This is a genomic window from Kribbella yunnanensis, from assembly GCF_039529655.1.
GTDB lineage: Bacteria > Actinomycetota > Actinomycetes > Propionibacteriales > Kribbellaceae > Kribbella > Kribbella yunnanensis.
Map to the genome: position 1 here is coordinate 1 of NZ_BAAANF010000005.1, position 19,231 is coordinate 19,231.

The 19,231-nt window shown below is 67.8% G+C and carries 15 protein-coding genes; 8 read left to right on the forward strand and 7 right to left on the reverse strand.

All coding sequences use genetic code 11. The annotated features are described in order from the left end of the window. Window positions 1-1,039 (reverse strand): IS21 family transposase (gene istA, locus ABD231_RS08780; RefSeq protein WP_344147862.1); only part of this gene is annotated, 1,039 nt, incomplete at its 3' end. Window positions 1,040-1,390: 351 nt separating this feature from the next. On the opposite strand from istA, the gene ABD231_RS08785 reads away from it, so the two are divergent. Genes ABD231_RS08785 through ABD231_RS08795 form a run of 3 tightly spaced genes read left to right on the forward strand, consistent with a single transcriptional unit; the run spans window position 1,391 to window position 4,868 of the window. Beyond that, window positions 1,391-2,185, forward strand: coding sequence for a phosphotransferase (locus ABD231_RS08785; RefSeq protein WP_344147865.1), 795 nt, complete (start codon window positions 1,391-1,393; stop codon window positions 2,183-2,185). 12 nt (window positions 2,186-2,197) lie between these two features. Next, the gene (locus tag ABD231_RS08790; RefSeq protein ID WP_344147868.1) at window positions 2,198-3,556 is read left to right on the forward strand and encodes a threonine/serine exporter family protein; all 1,359 of its coding nucleotides are present in this window, start codon (window positions 2,198-2,200) and stop codon (window positions 3,554-3,556) included. 25 nt (window positions 3,557-3,581) lie between these two features. After that, on the forward strand, window positions 3,582-4,868 hold the full coding sequence (locus tag ABD231_RS08795; protein WP_344147871.1) for a winged helix DNA-binding domain-containing protein: 1,287 nt from the start codon (window positions 3,582-3,584) through the stop codon (window positions 4,866-4,868). On the opposite strand, the gene ABD231_RS08800 is transcribed toward ABD231_RS08795, so the two are convergent. Then, window positions 4,854-6,371, reverse strand: coding sequence for a glycoside hydrolase family 183 protein (locus ABD231_RS08800; RefSeq protein ID WP_344147874.1), 1,518 nt, complete (start codon window positions 6,369-6,371; stop codon window positions 4,854-4,856). The genes ABD231_RS08795 and ABD231_RS08800 overlap by 15 nt on opposite strands. Before the next feature lie 176 nt (window positions 6,372-6,547). Further along, entirely contained in the window at window positions 6,548-9,856 is a 3,309-nt protein-coding gene (locus tag ABD231_RS08805; RefSeq protein WP_344147877.1) for a glycoside hydrolase domain-containing protein, read from the reverse strand. 181 nt (window positions 9,857-10,037) lie between these two features. Here ABD231_RS08805 and ABD231_RS08810 point away from each other — a divergent pair, with 181 nt between their 5' ends. Genes ABD231_RS08810 through ABD231_RS08820 form a run of 3 tightly spaced genes read left to right on the forward strand, consistent with a single transcriptional unit; the run spans window position 10,038 to window position 12,148 of the window. Beyond that, complete coding sequence (locus ABD231_RS08810) at window positions 10,038-10,436, forward strand: cyclic nucleotide-binding domain-containing protein (protein WP_344147879.1); 399 nt, start codon at window positions 10,038-10,040, stop codon at window positions 10,434-10,436. Next, window positions 10,426-11,427, forward strand: coding sequence for an adenylate/guanylate cyclase domain-containing protein (locus tag ABD231_RS08815; RefSeq protein WP_344147882.1), 1,002 nt, complete (start codon window positions 10,426-10,428; stop codon window positions 11,425-11,427). Before ABD231_RS08810 ends, ABD231_RS08815 begins: the two co-directional genes overlap by 11 nt. Before the next feature lie 4 nt (window positions 11,428-11,431). After that, the gene (locus ABD231_RS08820; RefSeq protein ID WP_344147885.1) at window positions 11,432-12,148 is read left to right on the forward strand and encodes a GNAT family N-acetyltransferase; all 717 of its coding nucleotides are present in this window, start codon (window positions 11,432-11,434) and stop codon (window positions 12,146-12,148) included. Here ABD231_RS08820 and ABD231_RS08825 read toward each other — a convergent pair whose 3' ends face one another. The 3 genes from ABD231_RS08825 to ABD231_RS08835 all read right to left on the reverse strand — a co-directional run bounded on the left by ABD231_RS08825 (window position 12,149) and on the right by ABD231_RS08835 (window position 16,166). Continuing rightward, on the reverse strand, window positions 12,149-13,402 hold the full coding sequence (locus tag ABD231_RS08825) for a DUF1700 domain-containing protein (protein ID WP_344147888.1): 1,254 nt from the start codon (window positions 13,400-13,402) through the stop codon (window positions 12,149-12,151). Then, complete coding sequence (locus ABD231_RS08830; protein ID WP_132175444.1) at window positions 13,399-13,728, reverse strand: PadR family transcriptional regulator; 330 nt, start codon at window positions 13,726-13,728, stop codon at window positions 13,399-13,401. Before ABD231_RS08830 ends, ABD231_RS08825 begins: the two co-directional genes overlap by 4 nt. 503 nt (window positions 13,729-14,231) lie before the next feature. Continuing rightward, a complete protein-coding gene (locus tag ABD231_RS08835; RefSeq protein WP_344147892.1) occupies window positions 14,232-16,166 on the reverse strand; it encodes a Xaa-Pro dipeptidyl-peptidase in 1,935 nt (644 codons plus the stop codon). A gap of 158 nt (window positions 16,167-16,324) precedes the next feature. Between ABD231_RS08835 and ABD231_RS08840 the strand changes: the two genes are divergently transcribed. Next, window positions 16,325-17,338 (forward strand): LacI family DNA-binding transcriptional regulator, encoded by a 1,014-nt coding sequence (locus ABD231_RS08840; RefSeq protein ID WP_344147895.1) that lies wholly within the window; start codon window positions 16,325-16,327, stop codon window positions 17,336-17,338. A 47-nt stretch (window positions 17,339-17,385) separates the two neighbouring features. After that, window positions 17,386-18,288, forward strand: a complete 903-nt coding sequence (locus tag ABD231_RS08845) for a 1,4-dihydroxy-2-naphthoyl-CoA synthase (RefSeq protein WP_344147898.1) — start codon at window positions 17,386-17,388, stop codon at window positions 18,286-18,288. Here ABD231_RS08845 and ABD231_RS08850 read toward each other — a convergent pair. Further along, on the reverse strand, window positions 18,285-19,217 hold the full coding sequence (locus tag ABD231_RS08850; RefSeq protein WP_344147901.1) for a ricin-type beta-trefoil lectin domain protein: 933 nt from the start codon (window positions 19,215-19,217) through the stop codon (window positions 18,285-18,287). The two genes, ABD231_RS08845 and ABD231_RS08850, sit on opposite strands and share 4 nt — an antisense overlap. Window positions 19,218-19,231: the final 14 nt, after the last annotated feature.

The window sequence follows — 19,231 nt, forward strand, 5'->3', positions numbered from 1 at the left end:
CATGTTCGGCCACGACGCGGCCCTCTGCGCGGACCCGCACCCGTTCCAGGTCTGCGGCGACGTCGACCATCCGGCCGATCACGGTCGGGTCGACGGAGTAGTCGTTGGTGTCCAAGCGGACGTAGTAGTCACGGCCCAACCGGATCTTGTTGCGCCAGCCCAGATGCAACGGGACCGGCGGCAACGCCAGCATCGCCGCCCGATCGGCATCGACCAGGTCGACCGGTGCGGCCTTGATCGTGCGGACCACCCGCGCGTTCGCCCGTCCGAGCCAATCGGTGAACTGGTCGTTGAAGTCCGCCGGCGACGCGAACACCCGGCCAGGCATGAACGAGGTCTCGAACCAGCCGTTGCGGCGCTCCACCACACCCTTGGACTCGGGGTCCCTGGGTGGCAGCAGCACCAGTTTGGTGGCCAACGTGCCCATGAACGACCCCACACCTTCAGCGCGGCGCTGGCCGCGGCCGATGCCGGGCTCGTTGTCCCAGATCAGCCGGCGCGGAACCCGCCCCAGTTGCTGGATCAGTTCCCACGAGCCCAGCAGCAGGTCTTCGGTCTTGCGGGTCGGGATCATCCGCGCCGTCACGAACCTCGAATACGCGGCGGTGATCACCAACACCGGCAACAACTTTGCGCTGCCGTCTTCCAACGGGATCTTCCGCGGCGGAAACCACAAGTCACACTGGGCCGCATCACCAGCCGCCCACACGATCCGGTCAGCCGGATCGATCGGCCGATGCACCGGCCGCAACCGCGCGACGTTCTCACGGAACCACCGGATCGACCCGGGCCACCCGACCCGCTCGGCCAGCACCGTGGCAGGCATGTCAGGCGTCTGCTCCAGCAGCTCCCGCACCCGCGGCTCGAACACCGTGAACGACGTCGGCCCAGGTTTACGCTCATACCTCGGCGGCGCATCCGAGTTCACCGCCTTGATCACCGTCGTCCGCGAGATCCCCAGCCGCTCAGCGATCCGCGCCTTCGGCACCCCCTCAGCCGCCAACCTCCTGATCAGCGCCCAGTCCTCCAAAGTGATCACTCTCCCATCGTCGAGTGCTCACTTTTCACCGCCGAAAGTGTTCAGTTTTCGAGCGCCGCCGACAGGGCGGAGGGACGCGAGGGGAGGAGAGGCGGTGGTCGTCGGGACGGGGTGTTGGGGATGCGGCGAGGCGAGCGGGTGGGTTGTCGGTCAGGTCCGCGGGTTGTGGTGGGTGTGGAGGTGGGGCGGGTCCGCCGGTTGTGGTGGGTGTGGACGTGGGGCGGGGTCGCTGGGTGTCGGTCCGGTCGGCGGTTGTGGTGGGCGTCGGTGGGCTTGGTGCCGAGGTGGTTGTTGGTTGCCCGGGGGTGTGGCAGGCTCGGCGAGTGCGGGAAGGGTAGAGCAGGCGGCGGGATGCCGGCCGAGCGGGTGTTGGAGTGGGTCGCTGGGTGCGTTGGCGGCGGGGCGGTGGTCGTGTCTGTGCGGCCGTTGCATGGGGTGCAGGGGCCCTGGCTGGTGACGGTTCAGGTTGGCCGGCGGCGCGAAGACGTTGTACTGCGGGCGGTGACTCCTCGGGTTGATGCGGGGATGGTTGCTACCGGGGCTGCGGCGTTGGCGGTTGCGGAGGAGTTCGGGGTGCCGGCGCCTCGGTTGTTGGGGGTGGATCTCGACGTGCCGGCGACTGTGGAGACGGTTGTCGGGAGTACGGCGTGGCCGGAGAGACCTGACATCGCGCGGGTGCACGCCGCGTTGGACCGCGTGCATGTGCCGTTGGAGGCTCGGCCGGGGTTGCCGGTGCGGACTCGGCCTATTGCGGTGGATGACTTTGCTCGGGATCGGCGGGTCGGCGCAATGCCATCGACACGACTGCTGCGGTTGGCGGATGACGTCGTACGGGGGATGGAGGTGCCGCAGGGGCCGACGGTGTTTCTGCATGGGGATGTTTGGCCGGGGAATGTGGCTTGGGCTGGGGGTGAGTGTGTGTTGATCGACTGGAAGACGGCGGGGGTGGGGAATCCGGGGGTGGATTTCGGGGAGCTGCGGAAGCAGATGGCGATTACTTATGGGCTGCGGGCAACCGGCGGGAGTGCGTACTGGGATCTGGTGGCGGCGCTCAACACGCCGACGGTGCTGGATTGGGCGCAAGCGACTGAGCGGCGCGATGTGTTCGTCAGGGATGCGCTCGGGCGGCTGGGGGTGGCGGTGTGATGTGCTGGTGGGGTGACGGATCTGGACGAGCAGCGGGAGGTTTACCGGACGCTGGATCTGGCGCTGCGGGTCGGCGAGGTGTTGCTGTCCAGCGGGGCCGGTACGGCGGATGCCACGGCGACCATTCTTGGTGTGACAGCGGCTGGTGGGTTGCGGGGTTGTGAGGTCGACATCACGTTCACGTCGATCGCGATCTCGTACCAGGCGTCGCCGGATACCGCGCCCGAGACGCATATGCGCGTCGTGCGTTACCGGTCGCAGGACTTCTCCCGCCTGACCGAGGTCGATCACCTGGTACGCCGGTACTCACGCGGCGAAGTCACCCGTGATGAGGCGAGCCGCGAACTCGCCCGCCTGACGTCGGCCGGACCGCCGTACCCGCGGTGGACTGCTGTCGTGGCCTGGGGCGTGATGGCGGGTGGCGCGACGTTGCTGCTCGGTGGTGGTTGGTTGATCACGTTGGTTGCGGTCGTCACGGCGATCGTGATCGATTTGAGCAACCGGTGGTTCAACCGCCAGCGGTTGCCCGCGTTCTATCAGCAAGTCGCCGGAGCGTTTGTCGCAACGGCGGTCGCGCTGGTTCTGTACGCCGTTCATGCGCCGGTGAAACCGTCGTTGGTCGTTGCCGCGGGCATCATCATGTTGCTGGCCGGAATCGCGTTGACCGGTGCGGTTCAGGACGCGATCACCGGGTATTACGTGACCGCGGCCGCACGCAGCCTCGAGGCGATGCTGCTCACAGGCGGCATCATCGCGGGCGTCAGTCTCGGTCTCGCGATCGGTATCAAACTCGGCTTCCACGTCGGTATCGAGGCGCAGACGATCCAGCTGTCGAACCTGCCGATCATGGTCGGTTCCGGTGCGCTGATGGCGGTCGCGTTCGCCTACGCGTCGTACGCGCCGCTGCGGGCGTTGCTGCCGGTTGCGGTGATCGGTGGGGCGGGGTCGCTGGTGTTCACGTTGATGACGCGGGCGGAGTTCGGGCCGGCGTGGTCGACCGCGGCCGCCGCGTTCACGGTCGGGTTCGGGAGCTATTCGCTCGGCCGGAGATCCGGCGTACCGCCGCTGGTGGTGGTCGTTTCCGGCACGGTACCGCTGCTGCCGGGACTCACCATCTACAAGGGCTTGTACGAACTGACCGGCCTCGGCAACCTGATCGGCATCGTCAGCCTGGCCACGGCGGTCGCGATCGCCATCGCCATCGCGTCCGGAGTGATCCTGGGCGAGTACGTCGCTCAGCCGATCCGCCGCGAGGCCCGGCGACTCGAGGACCGCTTGGCCGGTCCCCGCCTGATCGGTCCGCGCCGCCCGGTGCGCCGTCGTACCAGCTCCCGCCGCAGTCGCCGTACCCGATCAGCGGCCACAGACTGACCGCTACTCCTGTCAGGATCGCGGCATGCTGCACATCACCGATGACGATCGCCGGCGGCGGCTTGCGATCCGCCACGGGCTGGTACGGCGCTTCGACGCGATCGAGGATGCGGTGCGCGGGATGACGGTGCTGCACGCGACCGAGGCGGCCACCGTGCACCTGTCGCTGTGGGCGCGCGTTGCCGGGGTGACGGTGGATGAGGTGGACAGCGCCTTGTACGACGAGCGCAGCGTGGTGAAGCAGTTGGCGATGCGGCGCACGTTGTTCGTGTTCCCGCGGGATCTGCTGCCGGCTGCGTTGGGGAGCGCCGCGGCGCGCGTTGCGCGTCAGCAGGTGACGGACGCGACGAAGCGGTTGACCGATGGCGGGGTTGTGAGTGGCGACGCGATTGGGCCGTGGCTGGACGAGGCGACCGCGGCGGTGCGCGACCTGCTGGCGGACGGCGTCGCTCGCACCACCCGCGAGATCCGCGACCAGGTCCCCGCGCTCGACGCCCGGATCAGTACCGGCGGCGGTCCGGACAAGAAGTGGGGCGGTGACCTGCCGATCGCGCCGGTGGTGATGGCGCTGCTGTCCGCGCAGGGTGACGTGATGCGTGCCGTCAACGCCGGCCACTGGCGCTTCAACAAGCCCGCGTGGACGACCACCAAGCACTGGCTCGGCGAGGTTCCGACGCCGCTGGAGGAGCACGAGGGGTACGCCGAACTGGTCCGCCGCTGGCTCGCGACCTTCGGGCCCGGCACGGAGGCCGACATCGTCTGGTGGCTCGGCGGCACCAAGACCGCGGTACGGCGTGCACTCGCCGACGTCGAGGCGGTCGAGGTGAGCCTGGATGCAGGCGCCACCGGCTGGGTGCTCCCGGACGACACGGAGCCCGCAGGTGGTGCGGGGGCGGCGGCGATGGCGCCCGCAGGTCGGGGGTCCGCGGATGAGGTGAGCGCGGGCGGAGCCGGTCGCCGGGCTCCAGAAGGCGGCGAGCCCTGGGCGGCGTTGCTTCCTTCGCTTGATCCGACGGTGATGGGGTGGAAGGAGCGCGACTTCTACCGCGACCCAGCTGACAAGCCGTACCTGTTCGACACGAACGGGAACGCCGGCAACACCGCGTGGTGGAACGGCCGGATCGTCGGCTGTTGGGTCCAGGACCCCGACGACCCGGCCGCGCCCGTCCGCCTGGTCATCCACGACGACGTCGGCAAGCAGGCGCACAAGGCCCTCGAGGCTGAAGCGGAACGGCTCACCGAGTGGCTCGACGGCGTCCGCATCACCAACGTGTACGCGTCGCCGCAGATGCGTGGCCTACGTCTCCCGTAGTTCCACGTCGTCCACCTGCAGCCAGACATCCTGCCCATGCCCGAAGAACCCGGCGTACAGCTGAACCAGCGACTCCCGCCCAGAATCGAAGTCGACGGACACCTTCGTGTACGCCGGATGCGCGCCGCCCGACCGCTCAGCCACCGTCCGCCCACGCAACGAACGGATGCCGATCACCGTCTCGGAGTTGTTCTCGGCGGTCCGGATCCAAGCGGACAGCCGATACCGGTGATAGGGGCGCACGGCAACGGTCTGCTGCAACTGATGCGATCCGATCGAAGCCCGGACGAACGCGTTGTTGACCCCCGAGTGCCCCAGGTTGGACCGGTCGATCCCGCCCTGACCATTCAACTGCCAAGGCGCCGATGGCGTACTACCAGCCTGCGCTTCGAAGCCCGGATCCGTTACCAGGTTGGTGATCTGGCCGTCATCAGTCAGCTTGGTGTGCATCAGGAACACGTTGTACGGATCCCACTGCGACATCGTGAAATACAGATCCGACCCAGTCGACCAAGGATGCATATACGTCCCGTACAACCCAGGGAAGTCGGTGCCGCGGACAACGACCTGCTCACCACTCCACGGTCCGGTCAACGACGCAGAAGTCCGCAGTACGACGGATGCCCGCTGCTCGTCGAGATACATCATCAGCCACTTACCGAGATGCGCGTTCCACTGCACCGACACCTCGGACACCGGCCCCGCCGCAATCGGTACGGCGGACCGCTCCGACCGCGTCCATGTCCGCCCATCCCAGTACCGCCACGCGTCCTTGTCGAGCACCCGAGATTCCGAAACCCGAGCCAGATAAGCGTTTCCGAACCGACCGTTCGGCGTACCGATCATGTACACATACCCCGACGACCGCACCAACGCGACCATCTGGAAGTTCGAGTCCCACGACGCCGTGTTCTGCCAGCGCGCGGTCGGCGACTTCGTCCAGTTCTCGCCGTTGTCGTCGGAGTAGGCGAAACCGGAGTAGTTCGTGAACCACGATCCGGCCGGACCCCAGTAGTTGACTGACATGTACTGCACGTACTGGCGTTTCCCGACCGAGATGCCCCCGGTCGGGATGACGGTGTGCTCGTCGCGGTCGATCTTCTTGCAGCCCAGGGACTCCTTCGCATGCCCGGGCCGATCCTCGGCCGCGGAGTCCAGCGTCATCCCGTCGGCCAGATTCCGGTCCTTGCTTCGCAGCAGCAGGTTGCACCGCCAGTCGATGGTCGCCGGATCGCCCGCGCCGCCACCCGGCCCGGTCCACCCCGCGCCGTAGCTGTCGCCGAACGCGGTCAGGATCTCGCCGGATCCGTTGTCCCACAGGATTCCGAGGTCGGTCGCCTTCAGCGCGAACCGGGCCTCGGTGTCGTTGATCGACTGCGGCCCGGTCAGCTTGGCGACCCGCTCGGCCGGTGACGGCACCGGAGTCGCCACCGCAGCGGGGCCGGCCGGTACCAGCGCGGCCCCGATCACCACAGGAAGGACGAACAACCATCGGTACCGCATGCGGATCTCCTCAGGCGGGCGGAGAAATCGATTTCCCGTCACCGTAGCCCGCACACCGAACCACCGTCAATCGCCCGCACCATTTCGCTGGCTAGGCAGGCAAATTGGGGGTTCTGCACCCTTAACCACGGTGCAGAACCCCCAATATCGGTGGCCAGCCAGCGAAATTCGTCAGGTCAGGTGCGGTGGGCGGTGAGCTCGTCGATGAAGAGCCAGTCGGCGTTCGTCCCCGTGGTCTTGCGGAGCGTCACCCGGACGAACCGCGCGTCCACCGCGCTGAACGGCAGCTCGAACCACCGCGCCTGCGCTGCGGACGTCCGAGTCCGTTCCGTGTACGACGTACCGTCCGTGCTGGTCGCGACGACCACCTCCGACGGCGCATAGTCGTGCTCCCCGTCGGCATAGGCCCGCACCCGGACCAGCGACACCGGCGCCACTGATCCCAGATCCAGTACGACGTCCGCCGTACGAGGTGCCGGATAGCCGTACGAGAGCCCGTCGCGGTAATGCCCAGCCAGTACACCGTCCGCCGACTCCGACCCACCATCGGGGTACTGCGCGGCCGGTGCCGAATACGACCGGACCAGATCAGGCCCGACTGCACCCTGTACGACGATCTCGTCCACGAACAGGTAGTCCGCGAAGTGGTGCTCGGTCTTGGTCATCCGCACGACGACCCCGTCATGGCTGACCGCAGGGAAGCTCAGGTCGTACCACCCGCCAACCGGTACGACGGCCTCTGCCACCACCGCACCGGCAACCACCACCTGCACCTTGTCCGGCGCATAGTCGTGCAGATCGTCGTCGTACGCCGCCACCCGAACGCGGTTGACCACCTTCGACCCGCCGAGATCGACCTCGACATCCACGCTCTTCGTCTCGCCCGCCGCCAACGCGTAGCCGTAGCCCAGTCCGTCACCGAACCCGCCACCGCGAATCCCGTCGGTCGACTCCTGCCCGGAGTCCGGATAAGCCGCAGCCGGCTCAACATTCCGATAAACCGGCCGACCCCACGCGAGGTTCGCCGGCTCCGAGGCGCCGTACACCTCGACGTCGTCCACAAACATCTTGTCGCCCGTCGCCGACCCGGTCTTCGGGAACTCGAACCGCACGTACCGCGCCGGCGCGGCCGCGAACGTGAGGTCGTACCAAACGCCAGCCGTGCCCCGCGGCGCCGGCTGCGCAGCCCGCGACGTGAACCGCTCCCCGTCAACGCTCGTCAACACCCGAACCTCATCCGGCCGATACGCCGGGTACTCCTCGTACGCATGCGTCCGAGCCCGACCAACCCGCTGCACCGTGCCAAGGTCCATCGTCAGCGACACAGTCCGCCGAGCGCCCGGCGCAAAGGTGAAGCCAACAGACCGGTCGTCGTCCTGAGCATCAGCCAGTACGCCGTCCGTCGCCTCCCCGCCGCTATCCGCCCGCTCGGTCCACGGCGTCTCCGACCACCGATACTCGCGCCCACCCGCCAGATTCGGGGTCTCGAGCCCAGCGCCGGTCACCTCGACCGAGGACAGCGCCGATACCGTCTCGATCCGGACATAGCGTGCCTTGGCATTCGGAGTGCTGACACCCGTGCTCGCGGAGATCGGGGTCCACCGGCTCCCGTCGTACGAGATGCTCAGCTTCACCGAAGCCGGTACGGCGCCGGTCCAGCGCAGCCGCACGGTGTCGAGTTGGACCTGCTTGCCGAAGTCGAGCTGACGCCACCCGCTGCCGCTGGTCGTTGTGGCGGGCAGAGTCGGCACAGGCCGACCGGCCGCGAGGTCAAGCATCGTGCGACGGATCCGGATCATGTACGACGTATCCGGCGTGTACTTGTCACCAAGGGGTACCAGGCCGGCGGCGAGATCGCGAGCAGCCACCGGGTCGGTCTTGCCGAGCAGGTTGAGGACCTCCCAGTCCTCGATGCCGTCGCGCAGTGATTCGTAGCGGACGGTCGACTTGATCGTCTGACGAGCCCGGTCGGGCAGGACGATGTAGCCGTCGCCCTTCTCGTTGTGCTGGTCGACCGGGTACCACCACTTGTCCATCGCCCAGTGCAGGTAGCCGGAGGCGCCGCGGGAGTACGCGAACCACATCGTCTGCCGCTGGTGCCACTGCGGCTGGTCGACGAAACGGTTGAGGTAGTTGGCGACCGGGATGCTGCAGTTGTAGAGCCACAACTCCTTGCCCTGCTCGGTGCGCAGCCGGTCGTACGCCGCGGGGGTTGTGCTGTAGTTGCCCAGGTTCGGGATCATGATGTCGGCGCGCTCGGCCAGCCGGCTCGCCGCGGGCTCCTCGTACGCGGCGTCGCCGAGCTTGATGTCCGGCCAGGCTGCCCGCATCCGGTTCGCGATCCCGGTCCAGGAACGCTCGCCGTTCTCGCCGGTCGGCTCGTCGCCGACGTGCGTCCAGAACTTCGAAGCCCAGCCCTTCGCTTCCAGGTGAGCGCGCAGAGCCGTCGTGTACTGGTCGAGCCAGCGCGTAGCCGTCGGGCTGTTCCAGGCCCGCCGGACCGGGGTGTTGGTCACCGGGTCGATCATCTCGACCGACCAGTCCGGGTTGCCGTGGTCGTAGCTCTGCAGGAAGCCCTCGATGCGCTTGATACCACCGCGGGCCAGGAAGAACTCGACGATCTCGTCGAAGCGCTGCCACTGGAAGACGTACTTGCCGGTGGCCGCGTCGAAGGACGTGTGCGCATCGGTGAGCACCCGCATCATCGGGACGCTGAGGTTGTTGGTCCGGTGCGCCTTCCACTCCTTGGCCAGGTTGTCCATCAGGGCCCACCAGCCGTCGGTGTACTTGACCTGACCGAACGCGTCCTGCACCGGCTCCTTGCCGCCGAGCTCCGGATCCCCGGTGTCGAGGGCCCCGAACATCAACGACCACAGGGCATTCGTGAACCCGCCATCACTTGCCTCCGGCAACGTCACCGCCCGTACGTCGACCTGGATCGGGACCGCCTGGTCGCCGGCAGTCGTCCGGACGGTCGCCGTACCGATGTAAAGACCGCCCGGCGTGGTCGCGGGTACGAAGACGCGGATCCAGATCGGCTGGGTGGTCCGAGCCGGTACGTCGCGGGCCGGATCGTTCGACAGGCCGTCGGGGTACTGACCGGCGCCGGTGCGGGTCAGCGGATACACCGGGTTGGGCGTGCCCGAGTTCCGGTTCAGGTACGTCGTCTCGACGAACTTGTACTCGAGATTCGCGGCCGGGAGCCGGTTCGCGCCGCTGACCAGGTCGGTGAAGGCGACCTGGTCGACCCGGAAGGCGTCCGGCCGCCGTACGACGAGTTGGGCTGCCTCGTACTCGTTGCGGGCGGTGTCCAGGCGCAGGACGTCGCCGGAATCGGCGGATGGACGGGAGTCGGGGAATACACTGGTATATACCGATTCGGTCCACGCCCAGGATCCGGCCAGCGGGCCGGTGGCTCGGGCCTGGGTGAGTGGAGCGAGTGCGATCAGGGTGATGAGGGCAAGAAAACAACGGAAAAGTCGCATGATCCGTCCTCGGGGCGGCCGGGGTTGACAGGGCTCAGCCTCGGACCGCGTACCGCTTCCGGCAAGAAACTCCACTAGACCATTAGCGTGTGATTTCACCAGGCCGGGGATGCTGATGACCGGCACGGGTGCAGCGGGATAGAGTTACCGACGGGGAACATCGGCGATTCGGAGGATCGACGTGGCATTGGGTAGAACGTCCCCGCGGGACCTTCCGCTGTTCGCGGACCTGTCCGGGAAGGACATCCGGGACATCTTCCGGGCCGGCGAAGAGGTGTCCGTGCCGGCCGGGTGGTCGCTGATCCTCGAGCAGACTCCACCGGATGCGGCGTACCTGATCCTGAGCGGTACGGCGGCGGTCCGGGTCAAAGGCGAGGAGATCGCCGAGCTCGGCCCGGGTGATATCGCCGGCGAGGTCGGGGTCCGGAAGAACACGTTGCGGACGGCAACCGTGACGGCGAAGTCGCGGCTGCAGTTGCTGCACTTCACCCGGGAGAAGTTCGACGACCTGACCAAGCGGCTGCCCGACTTCCGCGAGGCCATCGACGCCACCATCGCCGAGCGTCGCGGTGGAGCCTGACGCCGGAGCTGCCGCTGCTGCCGGGCAGCCGGACCTAGCGGCCCTGCAGGCCGAGTTCGAACGCACCCTGCTCGGCGGCGATCGGAAGTTCACCCGGATCGAGGTATCGCAGCGCGCCGGGATCTCGATCGCCCGCGCCGAGCGGATGTGGCATGCGCTCGGGTTCGCGACGGTGCCGGACGACGAGGTCGCGTTCACCGATGGAGACGTCGAGGCACTGCGGCTGGTCGCGGCACTCGAGGACGACAACTTCATCGACCCCGAGATGGAGTCGTCGCTGGCTCGCAAGCTCGGGCAGACCCAGTCGCGCCTGGCCTCATGGCAGTCGGCGATGTTCCTGGACTTCCTGGCCACGGCTCCGCTGGAGGCCGACGAGGCGCTCGAGGTGGCCGGGCTGCTCCTGCCCGCGATGGAGAAGCTGCAGACCTACGTCTGGCGCCGCCACCTGGCCGCCGCGGCCGGGCGGGCTGTGGCGGGTTCCTCTGAGCTGGCGCGGGGGATTCGTGCGGTCGGATTTGCCGACATTGTCAGCTATACGCGACTGACCCGGCGGCTGAGTGAGGTCGAGCTCGGTCAGTTGATCGAGCGGTTCGAAGGTATGGCCGCGGATGTCGTCGCGCTGAACGGCGGTCGGGTGATCAAGTCGATCGGCGACGAGGTGCTGTTCGTGACTGATACCGCGGCTCAGGCCGCGGCCGTCGCGCTCGCCCTCCAGGATGCAGTCGCCGCGGCTGGTGACCTTCCTGAGCTGCGGATCGGGCTCTGCTACGGCAGCATTCTGATCCGGTTGGGCGACGTGTACGGCGAGGTGGTGAACATTGCTGCCCGGCTCACGTCCGAGTGCAAACCGGGCCGCGTCCTCGTCGACCGCGAACTGGCGGCCGCCCTCGACGGGCATCCGGCGTACCGGCTTCGCAAACTCCGCCGCGTCTCGGTCCGTGGCTATCACCACCTCGTCCCGTTCGCGCTTCAGCGGGCTGAGACAGAATGAGCTTGTGCAGGAGATTTACACCACCGCTGACCTGATTCGCGCCGCTTCCGGGGATCCGCTGATTGTTTGGGCTGGGCAGGGGTTCGCGCCTGGTGTTCGAGCCTGGTACGACGGGAGTGCGGTCGCTGTTGCGTCGCCGGAGCTCTCGCAACGTGATCGGCTGGCTGTGGCGGGACCGCCTGCGGAGGTGGCTCGGTTGGTCACCGCGGTCGCGGGCGAAGTTGGTCCGTCGTACCGGCCGTTTGGGGATGAGGATCTGCTGCGCGAGCTGGCGGATCGGGTGCCGGGGTTGGAGTTCTCGGCTGCTTTTGGGTGGATGGATACTGCCGAGATTCCGGTAGTCACGACGACCGCTGGGTGGCTGGAGGGTGACGACGGGGTGGAGGAACTGCTGGCCGTGGCGTCACCTTCGTCGTACGCGTGGCCCGGGCGTACTGGAGTACGGCGGTGGGCGGCGATCTCGGGTGATGACGGGGAGCTGCTGAGTATCGCGGCCGATGCGTGGAGTGCGCCCGAGGTTGGATTCCTGGCCGGGGTGGCGACGCAGATGGTTGCCCGAGGCAAGGGATTGTCACGGCAGGTCTGCGGGTTCGTCACTGCTGAGCTGGTCAAACGTCATGGCCGTGCCGGACTGATGGTCGACCGCGACAACCCCGCCGCGATCGCGGTCTACCACCGCCTCGGCTACACCTACCGCCGCGTCGCCGCGGCGCACTTCTGACTAACGGGTCGGCTGAACCGTCAACGTCGCTCCCGGCGTCGGCTTCGTGCTCGGCTTCGCGGGCGGTGTCACCTTGTTCGACGGCGTCGGGTTCGGCGTCGGCGTCGGGTTCGTCGTCGGGCCCGCGGTCGGGAACTGCGGTGGGGTGAACGGCGCCTTCGATTCGTCCTTGCAGACCGACGACTCGTTCGGGTCGCCTTCGGTCGGGGTGTTCTCGCTCGGGACGTAGGTGGCGACGGCATGCGGGACGATGTTGCTGTTCGCCTGGCCCGAGACGTTGTTGCCGTTGCCGTCCCGCGCACAGTCCTGCAGCGGCAAGGTGATGGCCTCACCGTCCTGGGTGTACAGCGCTACCGAGGTCTGCTTGCCCTGGGCATCGAACGGGTACACGTTCGTCACCTCGGAACCGTTCCACCGCAGGCCTTCGCTCGGCGGGTTGTACGAGCTGGCGCCCTGGTAGTTGTCCCGGTCGAAGACACCGCTGTACGCGCCGAGAAAGGCAGCCGACAGGAAGGCCGGTACGGCGACTGCGGCGACCACGTTGAGCGGGACGACGTACCAGAGCCAGCGGTGGTCCTGCTGGGTGCGGCGGGCGACCCAGACCGACACCACGGCGCCGACGATCGAGCCGACCACGGCGACGGCACCGGCACCGAAGAGCAGGAAGAATCCGCCGCCGCCGACTGCACCGCGCAGCACCCACCAGACCGGCTGGCCGATGGTGACGAGCTCCTTGCGCACGTTCGGCGGGATCTGCTCGATGAGGTCGCGGATCGCGCGTTCACCGCGCTGACCGCGCGGGGTGTCGAGGACGACCCGCGGGTCGTTGTCGCGGAGCGCGCGGACACCGAGGTAGGCCGCGCCGAACAGGATCACGAAGCCGACGAACCCGAAGAACGCGCTCGCTCCCTGACCGCCCGCGAAGACCGCGATGGCGACGAAGAACGGGCCGACGAGGGTGGCGATGATGCCCCAGCGGAGTGCCCGGTTGCCCGGGTTCTGGTCGGTGACCGGCTGGGTCCGCGGCGGATAGCCGGCCGCGGTCCGCAGCTCGGCGGCGTACTCGCGCGGGGTCCCGAGGCGCTCCTGGAGGGCGATACCCGTCGGCTCACCCTCGAACTCCGCTGCGACCTCGGTGAGGTGACCGGTGACGTCGTCGAGCACATCCGCCAGCTCGCCGGGCGGCAAGTCGCTCAGCTCCGCCCGCACCTGGGCGAGATAACTCGCGACCGCTCCGGTCAGAGTGCTGTTCACGCGGCCTCCTTGGTCAGCAGCAGAACCGACATGATGTCGGCGAAATGGGTCCAGGTCCGGGTGGACTGGTCGAGCAGGTCGTGGCCGGTCTTGTTCAGCCCGTAGTACTTCCGATGCGGGCCTTCCTCACTGGGCTGCACGTACGACGTCAACGCCCCCGCCGCGAACAACCGCCGCAACGTCCCATACACCGAGGCGTCCGCGACATCGTGCAGTCCCGCCGCCCGCAGCCGCCGCAACACGTCGTACCCATAACCGTCGGCATCCCGCAAAACCGCGAGCACCGCGAGGTCAAGCACCCCTTTGAGCAACTGACTCGTATCCATCCCCAACCTCCTCATCCACACCACACACTACTACACACTGCGGAGTACTCCACAAACCACACCCACAACCCACACCCAGGTCCCGCCCCCACCCCCACCCCAAAGAGCAGCCCCCCGCTCCCCGACACCCCCGCTTCTCTTTGTGCACCAAGCTCATCCTTGTGCACCCACCAACCACTTCGAGCTCACGAAAATGGTCGGTGGGTGCACAAAGTTGGATCTCGTGCACAAAGAGAAGGCGACCCACCTTTGGGCGCGAGGCGCGAGGCGCGAGGGGGTGAGGGCGCGAGGCGCGGGGCGCGGGGCGCGTGGCGCGAGGGCGAGGGGCGCGTGGCGCGTGGCGCGTGGCGCGAGGGCGAGGGCGCGGGGCGAGGGGCGGGGGTGGACGTGCATCACCCAGTAAGGCGGTTGTCGGGGGCTGGCGCGGGGTGGGGTGAGCGTGGGCTGGGCCGGCCGTGTGGGGTTGGTGGGTGGTGGCGGTCCGCTGCCACTCACCAACGGGGCTAGTTCTTGGGGTCTCGGAGGTCTGGGCGTTCGGTGGGGGTGGTGATGTCGACGTCCAGGGGCGTGACCTTGGTGGGGGCGGTTAGTTTGCCGGTGGTCAGGGGGAGGTTCAGGCGGCTGCCGGCCAGGTCGATGTCGATGGAGGCGCCGGTGTCGTTCGGGCTGGTCCATTCGGTGTCGGAGAGGGTTACCGCCAGGCCTAGGACTCGGCCCTTGGGGATGATTTCGTCTTGGGCGCGGAGGGGGACGGTGACGGTTGTCCACTTGCCGGGGGTCAGCGGCTTCGGCTTCGCGAGGGAGTCGCTGTGGGCGGCGTCGATCCAGCCTCGGCTGACGATGCCGTGGTCGGACTGTGCCGTCTGCTTCTCGACCTCGAAGTAGCAGCCGTCGTCGTAGCTGGTCTTCTCGCCGTAGCAGCTCTCGACGCCGGTACGGCGGATGCCCGAGTACCGTGCTGCGTCGCCGTACTCGATGAGTCGGGCGGTGATCGGCGTGGTGGTCGAGTCGGCCTTGATTCGCAGCGTCACGGTCGGCGTGCCGCTGACTCGGATCGCGGCCGGTAGCGGCGCGGAGACGAACATCTGGCGACCGGCGATCACCTCGGACGGCGTGGCCACGATATCGTCCTCGGTCAGCTCCGGGTCATCGGTGACGGTGACCGTTCCCTTGCCCAAAGCCCCTAGTTTTCCGGCGGCGAGCGGGATCGGCATCGCGTGCTTCGCGGCCGGCCAGGTCTTGTAGTCGGCCCACTTGTCGGGCGCGGTTTCGACGGATGCCATCGGTTCGCGCATGACGCCGTTCGGGAGGCCCTGCAGCCAGTAGTCGAACCACTTGTGCAGCTCGTCCACCCACTTGTCGCGGCGGAACTCGAACGGGTCGACGTGGTCCTCGAGACCCAGCCACAGTTTGCGGGGCACGTTGTTCTTGGCCAGTGCGGTCCACCACTGCGAGAAGTGGTTGGTCTGCACGTTGTAGTCGCTCAGGCCGTGGGTCATGAAGACCGACGCCTTCACCTTCCGCGCGTCCTTCAGATAGTCGCGCTCGGCCCAGAACTTCGTGTAGTCGCCGGTCTCGTCGTCGTCGTTGTCACCGAGGTCGGCGCGGACCGCTTCACAGGCCGGCGTGTCGTGGCCGACGTAGCCGGCGAGCCACGGCATGTAGTCGTCGGAGTACGGGACGCCGCCGGAGCGGGTGTAGTCGTACCACGAAGAGATCGCCGAGATCGGCACGATCGTCTTCAACCCACGGACACCGGTCGCCGCGACCCCGTTGGCCAGCGTGCCGTCGTACGACTTGCCGATCATGCCGACCGCGCCGGTCGTCCAAGTCGCCGTCACAGGCGTCCCGTCGGACGTGTGCGCGCTGTTGCGGCCGTTCAGCCAGTCGATCACTGCGACGACGGAGTCGATCTCGTCCTTGCCGCCGACATCACCGCAGCCGGTCGAGCGGTTGGTGCCGACGATGTCGACGCCGACCATCGCGTATCCGCGTGGGACGAAGTAGTTGTCGTAGAACAGCGGCATCTTCTGGATGACGCCGTTCTCGTCGTAGGTCTTCTTCTCGCTCTCGTTCCCGCGGCCGCAGCAGGAGTAGTACGGCGAGGCGTCCATGATCACCGGGATCTTGCGGCCGGTCAGCGCGGTCTCGCTGGGCCGGACGATGTCGACCGCGATCACGTCGTTCGTGCCGTCGGAATCCGAGTCCATCGCAGTGTCGACGTACACGGACTCGCGGATCGCGTTCGCGTAGTCGTAGACCGGCTTGGTGCTGTTCGTGCTCTGGTCGATGTTCGACGGGACTTCGGCCGGGGCCGGCGCCCCGCCGCGGTCGGGCCCGTCCGGAAGCGGTGCGGCCGTGGCAGAACCGATGGCAGCACCGAAACAGAGCGCAGTGGACGAGACCAGGATCGTCACCCTGGTGCGGACGGTCGTCATGGCTGGGAAGGCTAGTCACTCGCGGGCCGCAAAGCCAGGTTCTGGGGAGATTGCCCGCGACTTGCCAGGTACTCAGGGTGACGGGGACCGGCGCGGGGAACGGCTTTCCGATAAGGTGACCGCCACCGCCCCGGGGGAAGGCACGGAAGGGTAGCCCAGTGAATCTGCGAGCACCGGTGACATTGCTGGACGTGGCACAGCGCGCGGGCGTGTCCGTCGCCACTGCGTCACGCGTACTGAACGGCGGTGACCGCGTACCGCGCCCGGAGCTGCAGGAACGGGTCAAAGCGGCCGCCGACGAGCTCGGCTACACGCCGAACGCACAGGCCCAGGCGCTGGCGAAGTCGTCGACGAACGTGGTCGGCATCCTGGTCCACGACATCGAGGACCCGTACTTCGCCGCGATCGCGAACGGCGTGATGCGGGCCGCGGACGAGCGCAACCTGCTGGTCATGATGGCCAGCACGTTCCGCGACGCCGAGCGTGAGATTGCTTACCTGGCCTCCCTGCGTGCCCAGCGCGCCCGGGCCGCGGTGATGATCGGTAGCCGGCGGACCGACGAGGAGAGTCTGGCCCGTACGGCGAGCGAGGTGTCCTCGTTCCTGAACTCCGGTGCGGGGCTGGCGCTGGTCAGTCAGTCCGGTATGCCGGCTCACACGATCGAGCCCGACAACCGGGCCGGTGCGGCCGAGCTGGCGCGTTCGCTGGCCGGGCAGGGTTGGCGGAAGTTCGGCATTCTCGGTGGGCCCGATGCGCTCGCGACGGCACGGGATCGGCGCGATGGATTCGTCGCCGGTTTGGCCGATTCCGGACTCGAGCCGGTCGCGATCCAGGCCGGCGACTTCACGCGGGACGGCGGGTATGCGGCGGTCGAGCAGTTGCTGGATCGCGGCGTCGAGCTGGACTGCTTGTTCGCGGTGAACGACGTGATGGCGGTCGGCGCGATGTCCGCGCTGCGGGCGCGTGGCGTCGACGTACCGGGTCAGCTCGGTGTGGCCGGGTTCGACGACATCGCGACGCTGCGGGATGTCTGGCCGGGGCTGACCACTGTGCGGCTGCCGCTGGAGCAGATGGGTCGGCGTGCGCTCGAGCTGGCCATCGAGGGTGGCGAGGCGACGACCGAGACGTTCAAGGCCGAGGTCGTCCTGCGCGAGAGCACCGCCCGCAGCTGAACCAGGCTCAATCTCGGCGCAGTTTGGGCCCAAGTTAGGCTCATCAAGTGACCGTTTCCGAGATCTTCGACCCGTCGGCCTGGAAGCAGGTCGACGGCTTCGAGCTGACCGATATCACCTATCACCGCGCGGTCGACGCAGGCGTCGTACGGATCGCGTTCAACCGGCCCGAGGTGCGCAACGCGTTCCGCCCGCACACCGTCGACGAGTTGTACCGGGTGCTCGACCACGCGCGGATGTCGTCCGACGTGGGCTGCGTGCTGCTGACCGGCAACGGCCCGTCGCCGCGGGACGGCGGTTGGGCGTTCTGCTCCGGTGGCGACCAGCGGATCCGTGGCAAGGACGGCTACAAGTACGCCGAGGGAACGACCGCGGAGACCATCGATCCAGCCAAGGCCGGGCGGCTGCACATTCTCGAGGTCCAGCGGCTGATCCGGTTCATGTCGAAGGTCGTGATCTGCGTGGTCCCGGGCTGGGCCGCCGGTGGTGGGCACAGCCTGCACGTTGTGGCGGACCTGACGATCGCGTCGGCCGAGCACGCGCGCTTCAAGCAGACCGACGCGGATGTGGCGTCGTTCGACGGTGGGTTCGGGTCGGCGTACCTGGCGCGGCAGGTGGGGCAGAAGTTCGCCCGGGAGATCTTCTTCCTCGGTGACGAGTACTCCGCCGAGGACGCGTACCGGATGGGCATGGTGAACAAGGTCGTGCCGCATGCCGAGCTCGAGGCGGTCGCGCTCGAGTGGGGCAAGAAGATCTGCGCGAAGTCGCCGACTGCTCAGCGAATGCTCAAGTACTCCTTCAACCTGATCGACGACGGCCTGGTCGGGCAGCAGATCTTTGCCGGCGAGGCGACCCGACTGGCCTACGGCACTGACGAAGCAGCCGAAGGACGCGACTCGTTCCTGGAGAAGCGCCCCGCCGACTGGTCGCCGTACCCGTACGCGTTCTAGCGGTTGTGCCACTTCTGCACCGGGGCACCGGTGCAGGAGCGGAGGACAAGGCCGGCGCCGTTGTCGCCGGAGCCGGCGGTGACGCACTTGTGGGTGTTGGGGTTGATCAGCTCGCGCTTGTCGGTGAGCTCGAACTTCTGCGCCCACCCGCCGTTGCAATTGGCGAGCTGGATCCGGGTGCCGTCGGCGCTCTGAGCATTCGCCAGGTCCATGCACAGACCCATCGAGCGGATCGTGCCGTCCGGCTGGAATCCCCAGCTCTGGTTGGCGTTTCCGGTGCAGTCCCACGCGATGAGTGGCGCACCGTCGCGGCCGATGCCATCGCCGCCGTCCTTGACGTCGATACAGCGGTTGGACTCGTCGCTCTTCAACGCCATCGGCTGCTGCCCGCCGCTGATGTTCTCCGCGGTCTTGTCGCCGGCCGGGACCTTGACCGTCGTGGTCGTGTTGGTGGTCTTGGTTGCCGTCGTCGTCGCGGTCGCCGTGGTGGTGGCGGTCGTGGTTGTGGTCGCGGTCGTGTTGTTCGGCGGCAGCGTCACGGTTGCAGTCAGGTTCTTGCCGGGGACGGTGACGACCATGGTGGTGTTCTTGCCCGGGACCGTCACTGTTGCCGGAGGCAACGTCACCGTCACGCCGGGCTTGAGAACGGTGGTGATGGACTTGCCCGGCGCCGGAACCGGGGTGGTCCGCTGGTCAAGCATTGGCACATCTGCTGCCTGTGCTGGTGAACTTCCACCGCCGGAGTGCATCAGCGCCGGTACGGCGAACGCGACGCCGGCCACGAATCCCGTCACCAGCAGCGTGGCCGACCAGGCGCGCCGATCCGGCATCCGGCTGACCCGCGGCAGATCGGGGCGCTGGGCGAAGGTGTCCGCGAAGCGTGACGACGAGGTTTTCGCCGTCTTGCCGGGGATCCGAGGTGACCTCACGTCAGCTCCTGTGC

Excerpts from the sequence above, each read along its gene's own strand:
- ABD231_RS08785 (WP_344147865.1), top strand. The coding sequence starts at position 1,391 with ATGCCGGCCGAGCGGGTGTTGGAGTGGGTCGCTGGGTGCGTTGGCGGC.
- ABD231_RS08795 (WP_344147871.1), top strand. The coding sequence starts at position 3,582 with ATGCTGCACATCACCGATGACGATCGCCGGCGGCGGCTTGCGATCCGC.
- ABD231_RS08800 (WP_344147874.1), bottom strand. The coding sequence starts at position 6,371 with ATGCGGTACCGATGGTTGTTCGTCCTTCCTGTGGTGATCGGGGCCGCG.
- ABD231_RS08805 (WP_344147877.1), bottom strand. The coding sequence starts at position 9,856 with ATGCGACTTTTCCGTTGTTTTCTTGCCCTCATCACCCTGATCGCACTC.
- ABD231_RS08830 (WP_132175444.1), bottom strand. The coding sequence starts at position 13,728 with ATGGATACGAGTCAGTTGCTCAAAGGGGTGCTTGACCTCGCGGTGCTC.
- ABD231_RS08835 (WP_344147892.1), bottom strand. The coding sequence starts at position 16,166 with ATGACGACCGTCCGCACCAGGGTGACGATCCTGGTCTCGTCCACTGCG.